Raw genomic sequence first — 15,595 nt, forward strand, 5'->3', positions numbered from 1 at the left:
CATCACTCATCACTTTGCTCCAATCCGAGGATCTATTAGGCGCAAAATCAAATCAGTGAGAAGGTTCCCCACGATAACAACAAGTGCTGAAAAGAAAAGAATACCCAAAATTGTTGGGGTATCTCTAGCGATAATAGATTGGAAAGCGAGGGTGCCGAGCCCTGGCCAGCTAAAAACAGCCTCTACTAGGACAGCGCCTGAAATAACGGCCGAAAACTGAAGTCCAGCCAGAGTTATCACGGGTGAAAGCGAGTTCTTGAGAGCATGTTTGTAAACGACATCGCGATCATACAGGCCCTTTGCTTTCGCCGTTCTAATGTAATCTGAACCAAGTACTTCGAGCATTGTTGCACGACACAATCGCGAGTAAAGGGCCAGAAAAATGGAACCCAGCGTGATTACTGGCAACACAAGATGGCGCGCCACATCAACGAAATGAACCCAAAAATTGCCTGATATGGTTACATCCCTCATTCCAGCAACTGGAAACCATTGCACATTTAAGGAAAACCCGATCAAGAGCAATATACCCGTCCAAAAAACGGGGGCCGAATAACCAAACAAGGCTAGTAGCGTCACAAAGTGACTGGTTAGTCCATTGGGACGTCTTGCAGAGATAACTCCAAGCAACACACCTACAATAAGAGCAAGAGCTTGAGCCGTAAAAACTAATAAAAGCGTTGCAGGTAGCCTTTGTAAAATAAGCTCTGTTACAGGCTTGTTGTAAAAATATGAAAATCCAAGATCAAAGGTTAAAACATTCCCGATGTAACTTCCAAGCTGGACTAAAAACGGTCGATCAAGTCCGTAGTCGGCTCGAATTTGATCCAGAATTTCTTTGTCCGCACCACCCATGGATTGGCTTATAGTGTCGGCGACATCCCCAGGTGCCATATGCATCATAGAAAAATTCAACACCAAAACAGCAGCTAGTAAGATGACCCCGTAAAAAACGCGCACCAACATATTTTGCAAAATCATCATGAATTGACTTCTTTAGGAATGGGTTGCGAGGCAGGTTCGCTGCCTCGCAAATTCGCATTAGTCTTTGAGATAGGTCATATCAATTGGTGTCGATGTGCCCCAAATTCCCAAAGGCGGGTTGCCGACTTTGTCATTATAGACAGTGTGATATGGCAAGGTATTGGTATGATAAACAGGTAGTTCTTCAGCAATGATTTGCTGGAACTCCGCATAGAGAGCTTTGCGTTTTGCTCCGTCTTTCTCCACTGCTGCCATGGCCAGAAGTTCATCTACCCTTGCATTGGAATACCCTTGAGTGTTCGACCACACGCCTTTGCCAATATTGTCAGAGACATAGGTGCGATGCACCCCAATGACAGGGTCCCCCCAGTTAAAGACTGTATCCCATGACAGGTCAAAGTCCATTTCACCCATCCGCTTGGCCCATGTTGGGAAATCAGCAGAGGCGCGAACCTGAACATCAATGCCAACCTTCTTCAAAGCGGCTTTGACGTATTCAACTTGCGGTTTGACACCGGGCCAGCCAAAATCAATGGTTAAGCTAAAGCGCGAAGCGCCATTCATTGGATATCCGGCTTCGTCTAAAAGCGCATTGGCTTTGTCGATATCTAGATCATAGTTCGCAACATCACCGTCGTAAAACGGGCTATCGGGGTGTATACCCGTCCGCGAATCGTTTGCTGTGCCCTGCATCAGCGCTTTGTGGATGAAGTTTTTGTCCACAGCATGGGCAATGGCTTTGCGCACACGCACGTCGGCCAAAGGTCCGCGCTGGGTGTTCATGGCCAACCAGTCAAGCGGTCCGATTGCACCATAGCCCTCTGGCGTTACCGTCAGACTATCAACGCCTTTCAACCGGTTGATGATCCTTGGCAGAGACTCAAATGCGCCCATATGCAATTCGCCGTTTTCATAGGCAATCGCCCGCGCCGCAGGATCTGTGATGATGCGCATAACAATCTTATCAAGGTAGGGCCGTCCCTCTATAAAGAAGTCGTCAAAACGCTCGAGGATCACATGCTCGCCGTTTTTGAACTCAGAAAGTTTAAATGGACCAGAACCAACCACATTTTCATTATTGCGGGCATGGGTTTTGACCGATGTGATTTCACCATCTCCGTAAATGTGTTTTGGGATGATCGACATCAACTGTCCTGACATGGCCAACATCAAGGCAGGGTGCGGTCTGCCAAGGTTCAAAACAGCAGTATGCGCATCTGGTGTGGACACGCTGTCCACCGGCGCAAACATGGACTTAAAGGGATGGTTTGCTTTGATCACTTCGACCGAAAATGCGACATCTTCTGACGTGATCGGCGTGCCATCGTGGAACTTGGCGTTTTTCACAAGGTTCAACGTCACCGTTAAACCATCATCCGAAACATTCCAGCTTTCTGCCAAGTAGGGCTGAGGGTCCCAATTTTCGTCATACCGCAATGGAGACGCAAAAAGCTGGGCACCGGGAAATCCGGTAACGATGCCTGATTGCACAGCTGAATTTAGGTTTCTGACATTGGAACCCAAAACAGTGATAAGTGTTCCGCCTTTTTTAGGCTCATCGGCCACTGCACCTGTTGCAAGCATTGAAGCTAGTGCCGTCGCCGTAACTAAGCCCTTGAATATGTAATTCACAGTATGTTCCCCCTAGTTGTTGTTTGAAGTTTTTAATACCTATGAAGAAGGCTAGACCACGAGATTTCCATTACAAAACAGTTTTAATATGATTGATTGAAACATTTTTTAGTGGAAACGCCTTAGTTCGAAATAACTAAGTCGGCAAAAATGCCATTATTTTGCAGTTCAAGGCATTTTTCTATAAAAGCTTTGACCATTCGTGGTTGCCGTACGCCAGACAATGTTGCAATGCCAAAATTAGGCACCGTCAAAGCATCGCGAATTGGCATCACGCGAAAAAGTGTATCATCTTTTTGATAGTCAGGCGGGCATATATTTAGGATAGAAAATCCATATCCCCCAGCCACCAAAGCTCGGATGATTTCGGCAGACCGGCTGGAATGAACTAGGTTTGGTTCAAGACCTCTTTGATAAAAAAGCTTGGTAAAATAATCTTTGGTATAGGGTAGATCAAGCATGATCATAGGGCGTGTGCTTAAATCCGCTAGACTAACAGAAGTCTCTGCTGCCAAAGGGTCGTCTGCTGGCAAGAGGGCGTAAGGTGGTGCGTCAAATAAACTTTCAAATTCATGCCGTCCTGAGACGACATATTGGCCATAGGTAAATGCCATATCTGCCTCACCTTCATCCAGAAAAGTCAACAAAGTTTGCATGTTGCCTTCAAGCAAATTAATCTTAAGGTGTGGATGAGATTGGGTGAAGCTTTTCAAAATTGGGGGCAAAAGGGATGGTGCTGCAGTGGCATAACAAGCGATCCTCACTGAGCCAAGGGTATCTCCTTCGGCAGTCTCATGTTGGATTTCAGTGGCAAAATGATTGCTCTGATCGATGAATCTCCGAATGGAGCGCATAGTTTCGCCACCCTCTGGAGTTATCCGTACGCCCTTGGCAGGAGTGCGAATAAAAAGATCATAGCCAATCTGCATTTCCAAAGCGTCAATCGCAGCAGTAATTGACGACTGCGAAATGTTTAAATCAGCGGCCGCGCGGGCAATCGATCCTAATCGACCCGTCGCCTCAACGTACCTCAATTGCTTCAAAGTAAAGTTCAGCATTTATCATCCTCACATTTTTTATAGTTTTATGGCCAGTAAAAACTATTTTTCCCGTGAAAGAAAGCGCGGTAGATTTTAGGTGAGGACAGATTAGGAGAGCACTTGATGAGCCCCATCACCATTTATGCTGCCAAGAAAATCATTACGATGAACCCTAATCAAACCGTAGCGAGCCATGTAGCCGTACAAGAGGGCCGTATTTTAGGCGTAGGATCGCTACAAGATTTGGCTGGATGGGGCGACTATAAATTAGATCAAACATTTGCAGAAAAAATTTTGTTGCCAGGATTTGTTGAAGGCCATGCCCATACCATGGAGGGCACATTGTGGCGCTATGTGTATTGCGGCTATTTCGATCGTATGGATCCAAACGGTAAGCTTTGGACGGGGGCAAATTCTATAGATGCTATGCTGACGCGCTTGAAACAGGCTGAAGCCAAAATGACCAGTGCTGAAACCCCATTATCAGGTTGGGCGCTAGACCCGATATACATGGATAACCTTCGTGTCTCTCGGCAGGATCTGGACAAAGTTTCAAAAACTCGGCCGATCGGTGTTCTGCATGCATCCGGACATATTCTGAATGTAAATACAAAAGCCTTGGAAATGGCCAAGCTTATGAAAAATGGCATAAATCATCCAAATATTCCGTTGGGTGAAGATGGCTATCCAACAGGCGAACTCTTCGGACCGGAAGGAATGGCCCCTGTGGGGCACCATGTAGGTTTTGATCGGGCTTTATCGGACAGTGATGAGCAAGGCCTGCGCGATTTCGCAAAGCTCTGTGTGCGCACCGGCGTCACTACAATCACAGATTTGGCGTCCCGCTTAGAAGAAGACTGCGTTGAGGCCATGCTTAAAGTGACCTCCGAAAATAATTATCCAGCCCGAATTGTTCCACTACAGGTGTTTTTGGGCGCCACCGCGAAAGATACCGTGGAAAAAGTTAAGCGGCTCAAAAAAATGGCAACTGACCGTTTGCGATTGGGGCGTATAAAAGCGATTGCAGATGGCTCTATCCAAGGGTTTTCAGCCCGCCTGCGCTGGCCAGGATATTACAATGGTGCCCCAAATGGGCTCTGGTACACAGCGCCTGAGCAATTGGCAGAACTTTACCGTCTGGCTCTGGCAGATGGGGTTCAAGTGCACACCCACACCAACGGCGATGAAGCAACTGAAATGGTTTTGGACGTGCTAGGCCCTGCACTGCAAGAGATTCCAAGCCCAGATCACCGCTTTACACTACAACACTGCCAATTGGCGGATACGGGCCAGTTTCGGCGGATGAAAAAGCTGGGAATGTGCGTCAACCTTTTTGCCAATCATCACTTTTTTTGGGGTGATGAACACTATCGTCTAACGGTGGGACCCGAACGGGCCATGCGCATGAATGCGTGTCGCACTGCGCTTGATCTTGGGGTGCCTATGGCGATCCACTCCGATGCTCCCGTCACACCTCTTGGCCCGCTTTTCACGGCCTGGTGCGCCATAAACCGAAAAACAGTATCAGGCCGCACGCAAGGAGAAAATGAAAAAATAACCATTGATGAAGCGCTGTATGCGATCACTCTAGGCGCAGCCTACACGCTGCACTTGGATACTGAAATTGGATCTATTGAAGTGGGCAAAAAGGCTGATTTCGCTGTTTTGGAGCAAGATCCCACAAAGGTTTCGGGCGAAGAATTCAATAGGATCAAGGTTTGGGGGACAGTTAGTGGCGGGCGGGTTTTCCCTGTTGCAGGTTTATGAGCGCTCTAGACTATCTTCCGGTCACGGTCATTGGAGGCTATTTGGGGGCAGGCAAAACCACTCTTGTTAATTATTTACTTCGGAATGCAAATGGATTGCGCTTGGCTGTTTTGGTGAATGAGTTTGGTGAGCTTGCAATAGATAGGGATCTAATAGAAGCGGAAGAAGAGGGCCTGATTTCAATATCAGGGGGCTGTGTGTGTTGTTCGTTTGGCGGCGATCTGATCGCCGCACTTCGGAATTTATCTCAAATGCAGCCAAGGCCACAGCATATATTGATTGAATCCTCAGGGGTTGCAAAACCAAGTGCAATTTTTGACAGTGTCGCACTTTTGGACGGTTTTTCAGCAGATGGAGTTGTGGTTCTCTCGGATGCTGAAACAGTCCAAGAAAATGCAAATGATAAATATATGGGTGACACCGTTTTAGCGCAAATCACCCAAGCCGATATTTTATTGCTAAATAAATGTGATCTGGTCGATCCTCAAAACATTGCCGAGACTGCCAATTGGCTGGCACGCCAAAACCCAAACGCCCGGCTTGTGAAAACCAAGCATTCGGTGGCCGCACCCGAGGTTGTTTTGGAAAGCTTTCTAGGGCGTCAAAAAATAACAGAACCGCACCATCATTTGGATCAGATGACCAGTATGAACCTGATCCCTACTACATCCTTAGATGCGATGAACCTCGCCAAAACACTGGCAGAGGGTGAATTTGGCTTGGTGAGGGCTAAAGGTTTCGTCACTGATATATCAGGTGACAAAATGTTGATTCAGATCGTTGGGCGACGTTGGGCTATCAAAGCAGCAGATCCCAAGCTTAAAGATGGTTTGGTTTGTTTGGGGATGAAAGAGCAAATGAGGCCCAGTCAGCTGAGGGCCTTGATTGCTTGAATTTTATTGGCCAAGCTAAATTTATCATCCACGTTTTAGCTGCGCATCTAGTTTGGGGATAATGTATCTTCGAAGCATGGCGAAGTTGAATGTGGTTGCACTGTTTCCGCTTACTATATTTTTAGTTAAACTAACCTGAAAATGCAGTTTTGATAAGTATGATACTGCCTCTGTGCAAGCAGCACTGCAAGCGTGCTCTTTTGTTGAAGATCTTTGGGGGCTAGTTGGCGCCCTAGGTCAAACCAGAAGTCTTCCATTGCTTAAACCCTTATATATATCCGGTAGACGCTGACGTCAGACAGGTACTCTTTTGGTCCACATTCTGATCGACACTCTAACCAAGCTACCCACGGTAGCATTATGATTAAGTTATTGTTTTCAGATGAATAACTTACAGGTACTCTACTGTATCTTACTGTAAGTGGTGCCCGGGGGCGGATTTGAACCACCGACACGAGGATTTTCAGTCCACTGCTCTACCCCTGAGCTACCCGGGCAAGGGAAAGCTATTATAAATTGGGTGATGGCCTTCTATGGCGTGCAGATCAGAGTGTCCAGAGGGATTCACCAATTTTTCTAGTTTTTGGCTTTAAGCTTAACTGTTTTGAAAAAGTTCAAGCAACCTTCCTCGTGCGGCCGGTGGGCTTTTCAAACCTAGATTCTCACACAAATGGTTTTCTATGAAGAAACCAGTCACTTGCAGGGCATCAACGATATCCAATTGTGTGGCTTCCCCATTTCCCAACATCACATCTGGCAGGGGCAATAAGCGGTCTACCCATTGCCCTGCCCCTTGCGTTGACACTGCACGCCCAGATTTTGGGGAAATATATCGTAAGTCGTTAGTTTTATTGGTGACCGCACAGCTTTGAAGGTCTAACCCATACCCCATAGTTTCAAGAAGCAAGATTTCCCACTTAAGATAAGCCAACGGCCATATATCCTGCCGATCAAGGAGATCTAAAAGTTGCTCTGTTGCAGTATAGAACTCTTCCATTATTTCTCGCTCAGGCAGCACAAATCGCAACATCGCTACCACTGCGTTAAGGCCGGATAAGGCCGCCCGATTTGCAATTGCAATTGCGCTTCTGCTCCTTAAAGGCTCAACGGTAAATGTACCTATATGATCGTGTAAACGTGCCCGCCAAGTCACTTCAAGCTGTGCTCCAGGTTGAAGAACAGGCGCAAGCTTTCTTGATGTACCGGCCCTTACCATACCAAGGTGCCGCCCGTGCAACGGCGTGAAAACTTCAATTATGGCAGAAGTTTCACCATGCTTTTTCGTCGAAAGTAATATACCATGATCGCGCCATTCCATAAAAACAAGCCTACTGTCAAAGTCCACCAATGTCAGCAGATTTGAAATCAAATAATACTCGCCTGAAAAACACTAGTCTTTCCCAAGCAAATGCTTTCCACTTGAGCTCTCTACCTCGATCACCCACAAGTCAGGGTCAAAGCTGCGCTGTTTCGCAATCAATGCATCTACATCGCTTTCAATTCCTGAAGACAGCTCGTTCCAAGAAAGATCCCCGTTTTGCAAATCATACGAGCGATGCATAAGGCGCGCTTGCCCGTCTAACGTTGCCACCTTAACCAAAACTGCTCCGGCTGTATTGTCGCCATGTGCGATCACATAAGCAGATATGTTTTGCAGCTCTAAACGTTTAATATACGCATGCACCCAAAACTCTGTGACCAGCCTCGTCATATATTTCCATCTTTGAAATTAAGGCCCATTTCTGAATAACGTTGCGCATCTTCAAGCCATTTTTCTCGGACTTTGACTTGGCAAAACAAATGCACTCTCCGTCCTAGAAACGTTTCTAATTCTTGACGTGCCGCTTTGGAAATTGCCTTAATTGTTTCGCCCTTATTCCCTAAAACAATACCTTTGTGCCCATCTCGAACAACATAGATCACCTGATCAATTCTTGCGCTACCATCCTTTCTTTCTTCCCAATTATCGGTTTCAACGGTCAGCTGATAAGGCAGTTCCTGATGTAATCTTAGCGTCAGTTTTTCGCGGGTCATTTCTGCGGCAATCATCCTAAGCGGCAAATCCGCAATTTGATCCTCAGGATAGAGCCACGGATGGACAGGAACTTTGGTTGCAAGCGATTTACGTAAATCTATAACCCCATGGCCATGTTCAGCGGAAATCATAAACGTATGCTCAAACTGGTATTGCGTATTCATTTCTTGAGTTAGGCTCAACAAAACCTCAGATTTCACTCTGTCAATTTTATTAATTGCCAAAATAACCTGCCGGTCCTGAGCAGTTTCCTTCAACTGCTGAATAATTGCCATAACGCCCTCGGTTAAACCGCGATGGGCCTCTACAAGCAAAACAACTATATCAGCATCTGCCGCCCCGCTCCAAGCAGCGGCAACCATTGCGCGATCCAGGCGGCGGCGGGGCTTAAACACACCAGGGGTATCGACAAAGACGAGTTGGGATTCCCCTTCGATGGCAACCCCTCTTATTCGGGCCCGTGTTGTTTGAACCTTATGAGTTACAATTGAGACCTTAGCCCCAACCATTTGATTCAATAGAGTCGATTTCCCGGCATTTGGTTCGCCAATGAGGGCTATAAAACCTGCTCTTTTCATTCAGTAGCACCTAAATCTTGCAGCAGCGCATTTGCGGCAGCTTGTTCAGCTTTCCGTTTGGTTCCAGCACTTGCTTGTTGCTTTTCGCCGGTTTCAAGGCACACTTCAATTTCAAAAACAGGGGCATGATCAGGGCCCTTACGAGACATAGTTTCGTAAATCGGTGGTTTTAAACCCCGAGCTTGAGCCCATTCTTGCAAAGCCGTCTTTGCATCACGGGCATCAGATTTAACAGCTTCAATATGCTGACCCCAAAGTGTGAGAATGATCTTCTCAGCTGTGCCAAGACCTCCGTCTATATAGATAGCTGCAATTATCGCTTCCATTGCATCGCCTAGCAGTGCCTCTTTACGGCGCCCACCTGAAACCATCTCAGAGCGGCCTAGTTTTAGAACCGAACCTAAATCTATTTGCTGGGCAACTTCAGCACATGTTTCTTTGCGCACAAGAGTATTAAATCTGGGTGCGAGGATTCCTTCTTTTGCCTCAATATATTTCTCGAAAAGTGCGTGCGCTATGATCAAACCAAGCACACGGTCTCCCAAAAACTCTAGCCGTTGATTATCACGACGCGTCTGTGAACTCATAGAAGAGTGGGTCACAGCTTCTGTAAGCAAACTGGGATCGTCGAACGTATAGCCCAGACGGTTTTGAAAACTGATTAGATCGGCAGAAAGCTTCACTCTATCCTCTTAAAAAACCGATCGCTGCGCCATGTCCAAAAGAAAAACATCGATCGTCCACTTGACGAAAACATGACCCGGTCTGCACGGCCAACCAGATCCTCAAACTTTACAAAGCCAACGCCTCCAGCTTTCTGACGTATGCGGCTGTCAGTTGAATTATCTCGGTTATCGCCCATGAAAAAATATTCGCCCTTTGGAACAGTAAAGACAGGCGTTGTGTCATTGGATCTTGATCCAATATTTAAAGTGTAATGCGCAACTCCATTCGGGAGAGTTTCAATGAAACGTTCCTTTTCGCATATACCACCAGTTCCAACTGCTCCATTTGCGCATCGCGGCCGATTACCAAATGATCCCTGTGGCTCCATTATTTCTTTGAAAATACCATCTGGTTTCATATCTACAGGTGTTCCATTGATATGAAGACGGCCCTCTTTCATTTGAACTTTATCACCCGAAAGTCCAATCAACCTTTTGATATAATCCCTGCCAGTAACTGGGTGACGAAAAACCACGACGTCACCCCTTTCCGGTTTACCCGCGAATAAGCGTTTATTGTCTTTCCTCAAAAATCCACAAATATCTTTCGCATCTACATTAATGCCAAATCTGGGAATAATAACACTTGGGCAGGAGGCATATGAGTATCCATAAGCCATTTTATTCACAAACAGAAAATCACCGATCAGCAGGGTTTCTTTCATTGAGCCTGATGGAATCCAGAACGGTTGAAAGAACAAGGATCTAAAAATACCTGCCAATAGCAATGCATACACAATGGTTTTAATTGTCTCTAAAATGGCATTTGGTTTTGTTTTGGCTTCAGTTGCCATCGGATTCTCCGGTATAAGATAATCGGTACATGATCATTTGACGCCCGTGTGTCAAGCCAGCGGTCTTGCCTCAATGACCACAAAAGCCTGTGCCCAAGGATGGTCATCCGTCAAAGTAACGTGAATGATAGCTTCATGGCCTTGGGGGGTCATATTCTGCAAACGCTCGGCTGCCCATCCCGAAACTTCCATTACTGGCTGCCCTGTTCTCAGGTTTTTAACAGCCATGTCTTTCCATGCGATACCCATTCGCAAGCCAGTGCCCAGGGCTTTTGAACAGGCCTCTTTTGCCGCCCAGCGCTTGGCATATGTCCCTGCTTTATCCTGTCTGCGTTCCGCTTTTTTCTGTTCAATTTCTGTAAATACTCGGTTCCGAAACCTATCTCCATGTCGGTCTAACACGCCAGCGATGCGCTCAATATTGGCAAGATCAGTTCCAACGCCAAGGATCATAGCAGATCACGTGCCTCATCCATTAAGCGGCGCATTTCAGAAATTGCTGGTTGCAACCCAAGAAAAATCGCTTCGCCAATCAAAAAATGTCCGATATTCAGCTCCATCACTTCAGGAAAAGCCGCCACTGGTTTTACAGTCTCATAGGTCAACCCATGCCCAACATGTACTTCAAGCCCCAAGGAATAAGCATATGCTGACATTTCCCGCAAGCGCTCTAACTCAGCATCACTTTCCTTAATTCTACCCTCTGCATGCAGGTCGCAATATGCGCCGGCATGAAGTTCGATGACCTGCGCACCAATTCGCTTGGCTGCATCAATTTGCCTTTTGTCCGCAGCTATAAAAATCGAAACGCGGCTACCAGCCTCACGTAAAGGTGCAATGAAATGAGCCAACCTATTGTCGTCTTGTACAACGTCTAGCCCACCTTCAGTCGTTCTTTCCTCTCGTTTTTCGGGCACAATACAGACTGCATGGGGTTTGTGGCGCAATGCAATTTCTTGCATTTCATCAGTTGCAGCCATCTCAAAATTCAAAGGGACGCTCAGTGTTTCCACTAAACGATTGATATCCTCATCAGAAATGTGCCTACGATCTTCTCGCAAATGTGCTGTAATTCCATCGGCACCTGCCTCTTGAGCTAGAACAGCTGCACGAACGGGATCTGGATAGGCCGATCCTCTTGCATTTCTTACCGTGGCGACATGATCTATATTCACACCGAGTCTGAGTTTTCCAATATACCGCATGCCGCTAATTCCCTTTTTCTTCCTTGGTTAATCTATCGCGCTTATACTCTTTCATCATTTGATTTAGGTTTCTTTTTTTTCAAGAGCAGAAGTTTCTCTTTCAACGCTCCTTTACGCCGTTTTTGGTAGGCGCGAATTATTGGAACAGTCAAAAAGTAAGCGATTATAGAAATGACCACGCCCGGCGCTATCCCGCCTATTAGAAAAGGAAAGAAAACCTCGTCATAAAAAAGGAATACGTTGGACCAATCTGTAGGCTTACCAGAAAATACAGAGCCAATATTGGTCTGAAAATCACGACCTGCATCAACAAACTTCCCGACGAACGAACGACCATTTTCTAGGTCGGCGGCTTGATTTCCTAATAAAAAATTTCCAGTTTTTATTGATATGACACCAATGGGAAAATAGGTCAGCGGATTTCCAAAAAATGTCCCCAGAAGTGAGGCCAGAATGTTCCCATTTGAGAGACGTGCAATAACCGCAGCAACAATAAAATGAAGTCCGTAAAGCGGTGTGAAGGTTGCAAAAACTCCCGCGGATATCCCTCGGGCGATGCGCTCAGGGGTGTCCGGCAACCGGCGAAGTCTATGCTGTACATATTGAAAAGCACGCGACCACCCGCCTTTTGGCCATAATGTGCCAAACAAGACTTTAAAAGCAGACCTTTTATCCCGACGCTTAAATACCACAAGAACCTCTAACTTCTCTAAGGTTCACTTACGCTAGCTTGACCTCGGCGTAAACGGGCAACTGCGGCCACTTGCCCTTCTGCTTCCAGAACTGTTGTCACGGCGTGAAGATGCTCAATGTCTCTCAGATCGACATTCATATTCAGACGGTAAAAATCTGGGTTGCGTTCAGCAAATTCCAAGTCGGAAATATTTGCTAACTGCTCCCCAATCAAGGTACAAATTCGCCCCAGTACGCCTGCATCATTGCTGATTGTTACATCCAAGGTCACGGGATAGACCGCTGCATGTTTTCCTGAATGCCAATGTAAATCAAGCCAAAGATCCGGTTTGCTTTCATAGTTGACCAAAACCTCACAATCAATCGTATGCACAGCAACACCCTGACCATGGGCCGCGATACCAATTATCCGTTCACCGGGAAGAGCTTGACAACACGGCGATCGATTAAAAGATTGCCCGGGTGCCAAACCAATCACAGCACGGCGGCTATCTACGACAGGCTGCTGGTCGGATGCTAATTCAGGATAAACTGACTGAACGACATCACGGGATCGAAGCTCCGCACTTCCCAATCTCGCCAGTAATTCTTCTTTGTTTGGAATGCGCATTTTCTTGGCAGCGGTAGAGAGCGCCTTATCCGTTGCCTTTTTTCCAACATGTTCAAAAGCGGCACGCGCTAATTCCTGCCCCATCACAATGTGCTTTTGTTTGTCAGCCTCACGCAAAGCGCGCCTAATGGCTGTCTTTGCCTTACCGGTTTCGGCCATTTCTAGCCAAGTTCCTTGAGGGTTTTGACCTTGCGCTGTAATCACTTCGATGGATTGCCCATTTCTTAATCTTGTCCACAAAGGAACTCTTAATCCATCAACTTTTGCCCCAACACATCGGTTGCCAATCCGTGTATGAATTGCATAGGCAAAATCTATTGGAGTAGCGCCTTTGGGCAATTTGATGACATCACCCTTTGGGGTAAAGCAGAATACCTTATCGGTATACATTTCAAGCTTAACAGCTTCGAGAAACGCATCATGATCTTCTTCTGCATCGAATTGTTCAATAAGTGACTTGATCCAGTCATAAGGGTCAACCGTGAACGGGTTCTCACTTCGTACACCATCTCGATATGACCAATGTGCAGCAACACCACTTTCGGCGACATCATGCATTTGTTGCGTGCGAATTTGCACTTCAACACGTTTTCCGTCACGGCCCGATACCGTTGTGTGAATGGATCGGTAACCATTTGATTTTGGCTGGCTAATGTAATCTTTAAAGCGCCCAGGAACCGCACGCCAACGCCGGTGTATTATCCCAAGTATTCGGTAGCAATCTGCTTCATTAATCGCAACTATTCGGAAACCGTAAATGTCGGATAGGCGGGAAAAGGCCAACCCCTTTTCCTGCATTTTTCGCCAAATTGAATAGGGTTTCTTTGCACGCCCAATAACCATTGCCTCGATACCCGCAGCATTTAGCTCGTCATTCATATCGCCTGTTATTCGGTCAACAACATCCCCAGTTTCTTTTTGCAAGGTAATGAACCTACGCATAATGGATGCCCGGCCCTCTGGGTTGAGAACTTTAAATGATAGGTCTTCAAGGTCCTCTCGTATTGATTGCATCCCCATCCGCCCGGCAAGCGGCGCAAAGATATCCATCGTTTCACGGGCCTTTTGCGCCTGTTTCCCTGAGGCCATGGATCGTATGGTTCGCATATTATGCAATCGGTCAGCCAACTTCACCAAAATAACACGCATGTCTTGGGCAATTGCCATTAGCAACTTGCGTATATTTTCAGCTTCTTTGGTTTCAGTTGAACTCAGTTGCATTTTGGTCAGCTTGGTGACACCGTCAACAAGCTTTGCAATCTCTGTTGAGAAGTTTTTAGATATTTCGTGCTTTGTTGACCCAGTATCTTCAATGGTATCATGCAATAAAGCTGTGATGATGCTTGCATCATCTAACTTTTGCTCACTCAATATGGTTGCAACAGCCAGCGGATGGGAAAAATAGGGCTCGCCCGACTTCCGTAATTGACCGTCATGTTTACTCTTTGAGTAGTCATAAGCCGCGATAATCATCGCGCTATTTGACTTAGGATTATACTTACTAACTTTGGCTGCAAGGTCTTCAGCGGTAATCATGTGCTAAAACCTTATGCTGAATTTATCCCTGGCCTTGCGCCGCCATCAATGCCCTCAAAAGCTTTTCTTCCGACATGTCGTCTTCAAGCGGCTTATCGGCTTCACCACTCATCAAAATCGCCATGGAGTCATCTTCTGGTTCATCAACTTCGATTTGAGTTTGGTTTGATTCGATCAAACGCTCTCGAAGTGTATCAGCCGACTGGGTTTCATCAGCAATTTCGCGTAAAGAAACTACAGGATTTTTGTCGTTGTCACGGTCCACCGTCAATGGCGAGCCTGACGATATCTCACGAGCACGGTGGGATGCAAGCATCACCAACTCAAAGCGGTTAGGCACTTTGTCAACACAGTCTTCAACCGTCACTCTTGCCATTGTCTTCTCCAAACTAAAAACACTTAGAAAAGGCGGTATTAAGCCCCGATAGAAATAATTACAAGTCTATAATCACAATACTTCTAATTCATTGCGCGCGGAAACCGGCAAAGCGAAAAACATCTCTTCGACAGTTTTTCCAAGAACTGGGTGGCACCAGTTGGGTGCGACATCCATCAATGGCCCTAGAACAAAGGCACGCTCTTGAAGCCTAGGATGCGGCAAAATTAGGTTTTCGGGCATAGACTTTTGTTGCAAATCAATATCTAAACTTTGCCATTTTTCAAAAGTACGCCTGTCTGGCAAAATCAAATCACCGTAGCTGAGCAGATCGATATCTAATGTGCGACTGCCCCATCTTTCTCTGCGAATACGTCCTTTTTGTGCTTCGATATCATGCAAAATCAATAGCAGCTTATCCGGGGTAATAGCAGTGTTTATCATCAGTGCTGCATTTATAAAGTCTGGCCCTGCTCCCTTTGGAAAACACGGTGTTCTGAACAACTGGCTCACCTTAGAGATAGTGAGATCATTTTTTGACAATTCTAAAATCGACCCTAAAATTAGGTCCGTCGGAGTATCGCCCTCCCATTCTTGGTTACTTCCTAATGCAACCAAGCAATTTGTACCCATATGGATCAAAATAACATCCTCTTGGTCCAAAAGCATTACTTGCGACAATCACAAAAATGCTTAGTTTACCGTAATCTGCCGACTCCGAATTTAC

The 15,595-nt window shown here is 46.2% G+C and carries 16 protein-coding genes and 1 tRNA gene; 2 read left to right on the top strand and 15 right to left on the bottom strand.

Annotated elements, in window-relative coordinates:
• Window positions 1-9: 9 nt before the first annotated feature.
• From GN278_15955 to GN278_15965, 3 genes are all read right to left on the bottom strand, one after another.
• Entirely contained in the window at window positions 10-984 is a 975-nt protein-coding gene (locus tag GN278_15955) for an ABC transporter permease subunit (GenBank protein ID XAT62127.1), read from the bottom strand.
• A 57-nt stretch (window positions 985-1,041) separates the two neighbouring features.
• Window positions 1,042-2,568 (bottom strand): ABC transporter substrate-binding protein, encoded by a 1,527-nt coding sequence (locus GN278_15960; protein ID XAT62709.1) that lies wholly within the window; start codon window positions 2,566-2,568, stop codon window positions 1,042-1,044.
• 170 nt (window positions 2,569-2,738) lie between these two features.
• Window positions 2,739-3,674, bottom strand: a complete 936-nt coding sequence (locus tag GN278_15965; GenBank protein XAT62128.1) for a LysR family transcriptional regulator — start codon at window positions 3,672-3,674, stop codon at window positions 2,739-2,741.
• Window positions 3,675-3,779: 105 nt separating this feature from the next.
• Here GN278_15965 and GN278_15970 point away from each other — a divergent pair, with 105 nt between their 5' ends.
• The gene (locus GN278_15970; GenBank protein XAT62129.1) at window positions 3,780-5,423 is read left to right on the top strand and encodes an amidohydrolase family protein; all 1,644 of its coding nucleotides are present in this window, start codon (window positions 3,780-3,782) and stop codon (window positions 5,421-5,423) included.
• A complete protein-coding gene (locus GN278_15975) occupies window positions 5,420-6,316 on the top strand; it encodes a hypothetical protein (protein XAT62130.1) in 897 nt (298 codons plus the stop codon). The genes GN278_15970 and GN278_15975 overlap by 4 nt, the downstream gene beginning before the upstream one ends.
• A 422-nt stretch (window positions 6,317-6,738) precedes the next feature.
• Here the strand turns inward: GN278_15975 and GN278_15980 are convergent.
• From GN278_15980 to folK, 12 genes are all read right to left on the bottom strand, one after another.
• Window positions 6,739-6,813: transfer RNA gene (locus GN278_15980), tRNA-Phe, on the bottom strand.
• A 98-nt stretch (window positions 6,814-6,911) separates the two neighbouring features.
• Complete coding sequence (recO, locus tag GN278_15985; GenBank protein ID XAT62710.1) at window positions 6,912-7,634, bottom strand: DNA repair protein RecO; 723 nt, start codon at window positions 7,632-7,634, stop codon at window positions 6,912-6,914.
• A 72-nt stretch (window positions 7,635-7,706) separates the two neighbouring features.
• Window positions 7,707-8,027, bottom strand: a complete 321-nt coding sequence (locus tag GN278_15990) for a DUF1491 family protein (protein ID XAT62131.1) — start codon at window positions 8,025-8,027, stop codon at window positions 7,707-7,709.
• Window positions 8,024-8,929: a GTPase Era gene (locus GN278_15995; protein XAT62132.1), complete on the bottom strand. Its 906-nt coding sequence runs from the start codon at window positions 8,927-8,929 to the stop codon at window positions 8,024-8,026. Before GN278_15995 ends, GN278_15990 begins: the two co-directional genes overlap by 4 nt.
• Window positions 8,926-9,612: a ribonuclease III gene (gene rnc / locus GN278_16000; protein XAT62133.1), complete on the bottom strand. Its 687-nt coding sequence runs from the start codon at window positions 9,610-9,612 to the stop codon at window positions 8,926-8,928. Before rnc ends, GN278_15995 begins: the two co-directional genes overlap by 4 nt.
• Window positions 9,609-10,448 (bottom strand): signal peptidase I, encoded by an 840-nt coding sequence (lepB, locus tag GN278_16005; GenBank protein XAT62134.1) that lies wholly within the window; start codon window positions 10,446-10,448, stop codon window positions 9,609-9,611. Before lepB ends, rnc begins: the two co-directional genes overlap by 4 nt.
• 51 nt (window positions 10,449-10,499) lie before the next feature.
• Window positions 10,500-10,901, bottom strand: coding sequence for a holo-ACP synthase (locus GN278_16010; GenBank protein XAT62135.1), 402 nt, complete (start codon window positions 10,899-10,901; stop codon window positions 10,500-10,502).
• A complete protein-coding gene (locus GN278_16015; protein ID XAT62136.1) occupies window positions 10,898-11,653 on the bottom strand; it encodes a pyridoxine 5'-phosphate synthase in 756 nt (251 codons plus the stop codon). Before GN278_16015 ends, GN278_16010 begins: the two co-directional genes overlap by 4 nt.
• Before the next feature lie 41 nt (window positions 11,654-11,694).
• The gene (locus GN278_16020) at window positions 11,695-12,345 is read right to left on the bottom strand and encodes a DUF2062 domain-containing protein (GenBank protein ID XAT62137.1); all 651 of its coding nucleotides are present in this window, start codon (window positions 12,343-12,345) and stop codon (window positions 11,695-11,697) included.
• A gap of 17 nt (window positions 12,346-12,362) precedes the next feature.
• Complete coding sequence (locus GN278_16025; GenBank protein ID XAT62138.1) at window positions 12,363-14,492, bottom strand: RelA/SpoT family protein; 2,130 nt, start codon at window positions 14,490-14,492, stop codon at window positions 12,363-12,365.
• A 22-nt stretch (window positions 14,493-14,514) separates the two neighbouring features.
• Window positions 14,515-14,868, bottom strand: coding sequence for a DNA-directed RNA polymerase subunit omega (locus tag GN278_16030; protein XAT62139.1), 354 nt, complete (start codon window positions 14,866-14,868; stop codon window positions 14,515-14,517).
• A 72-nt stretch (window positions 14,869-14,940) separates the two neighbouring features.
• Complete coding sequence (gene folK / locus GN278_16035; GenBank protein XAT62711.1) at window positions 14,941-15,501, bottom strand: 2-amino-4-hydroxy-6-hydroxymethyldihydropteridine diphosphokinase; 561 nt, start codon at window positions 15,499-15,501, stop codon at window positions 14,941-14,943.
• Between the last annotated feature and the right edge of the window lie 94 nt (window positions 15,502-15,595).

The sequence above is a fragment of the Rhodobacteraceae bacterium Araon29 genome, assembly GCA_039640505.1.
Taxonomy (GTDB): domain Bacteria; phylum Pseudomonadota; class Alphaproteobacteria; order Rhodobacterales; family Rhodobacteraceae; genus CABZJG01.

Excerpts from the sequence above, each read along its gene's own strand:
- GN278_15965 (XAT62128.1), bottom strand. The coding sequence starts at position 3,674 with ATGCTGAACTTTACTTTGAAGCAATTGAGGTACGTTGAGGCGACGGGT.
- recO (XAT62710.1), bottom strand. The coding sequence starts at position 7,634 with ATGGAATGGCGCGATCATGGTATATTACTTTCGACGAAAAAGCATGGT.
- lepB (XAT62134.1), bottom strand. The coding sequence starts at position 10,448 with ATGGCAACTGAAGCCAAAACAAAACCAAATGCCATTTTAGAGACAATT.
- GN278_15975 (XAT62130.1), top strand. The coding sequence starts at position 5,420 with ATGAGCGCTCTAGACTATCTTCCGGTCACGGTCATTGGAGGCTATTTG.
- GN278_15970 (XAT62129.1), top strand. The coding sequence starts at position 3,780 with ATGAGCCCCATCACCATTTATGCTGCCAAGAAAATCATTACGATGAAC.
- GN278_15990 (XAT62131.1), bottom strand. The coding sequence starts at position 8,027 with ATGACGAGGCTGGTCACAGAGTTTTGGGTGCATGCGTATATTAAACGT.
- GN278_16015 (XAT62136.1), bottom strand. The coding sequence starts at position 11,653 with ATGCGGTATATTGGAAAACTCAGACTCGGTGTGAATATAGATCATGTC.
- GN278_16010 (XAT62135.1), bottom strand. The coding sequence starts at position 10,901 with ATGATCCTTGGCGTTGGAACTGATCTTGCCAATATTGAGCGCATCGCT.
- GN278_15955 (XAT62127.1), bottom strand. The coding sequence starts at position 984 with ATGATGATTTTGCAAAATATGTTGGTGCGCGTTTTTTACGGGGTCATC.
- GN278_16030 (XAT62139.1), bottom strand. The coding sequence starts at position 14,868 with ATGGCAAGAGTGACGGTTGAAGACTGTGTTGACAAAGTGCCTAACCGC.
- GN278_15995 (XAT62132.1), bottom strand. The coding sequence starts at position 8,929 with ATGAAAAGAGCAGGTTTTATAGCCCTCATTGGCGAACCAAATGCCGGG.
- GN278_16025 (XAT62138.1), bottom strand. The coding sequence starts at position 14,492 with ATGATTACCGCTGAAGACCTTGCAGCCAAAGTTAGTAAGTATAATCCT.
- GN278_15960 (XAT62709.1), bottom strand. The coding sequence starts at position 2,568 with ATGCTTGCAACAGGTGCAGTGGCCGATGAGCCTAAAAAAGGCGGAACA.
- folK (XAT62711.1), bottom strand. The coding sequence starts at position 15,501 with ATGGGTACAAATTGCTTGGTTGCATTAGGAAGTAACCAAGAATGGGAG.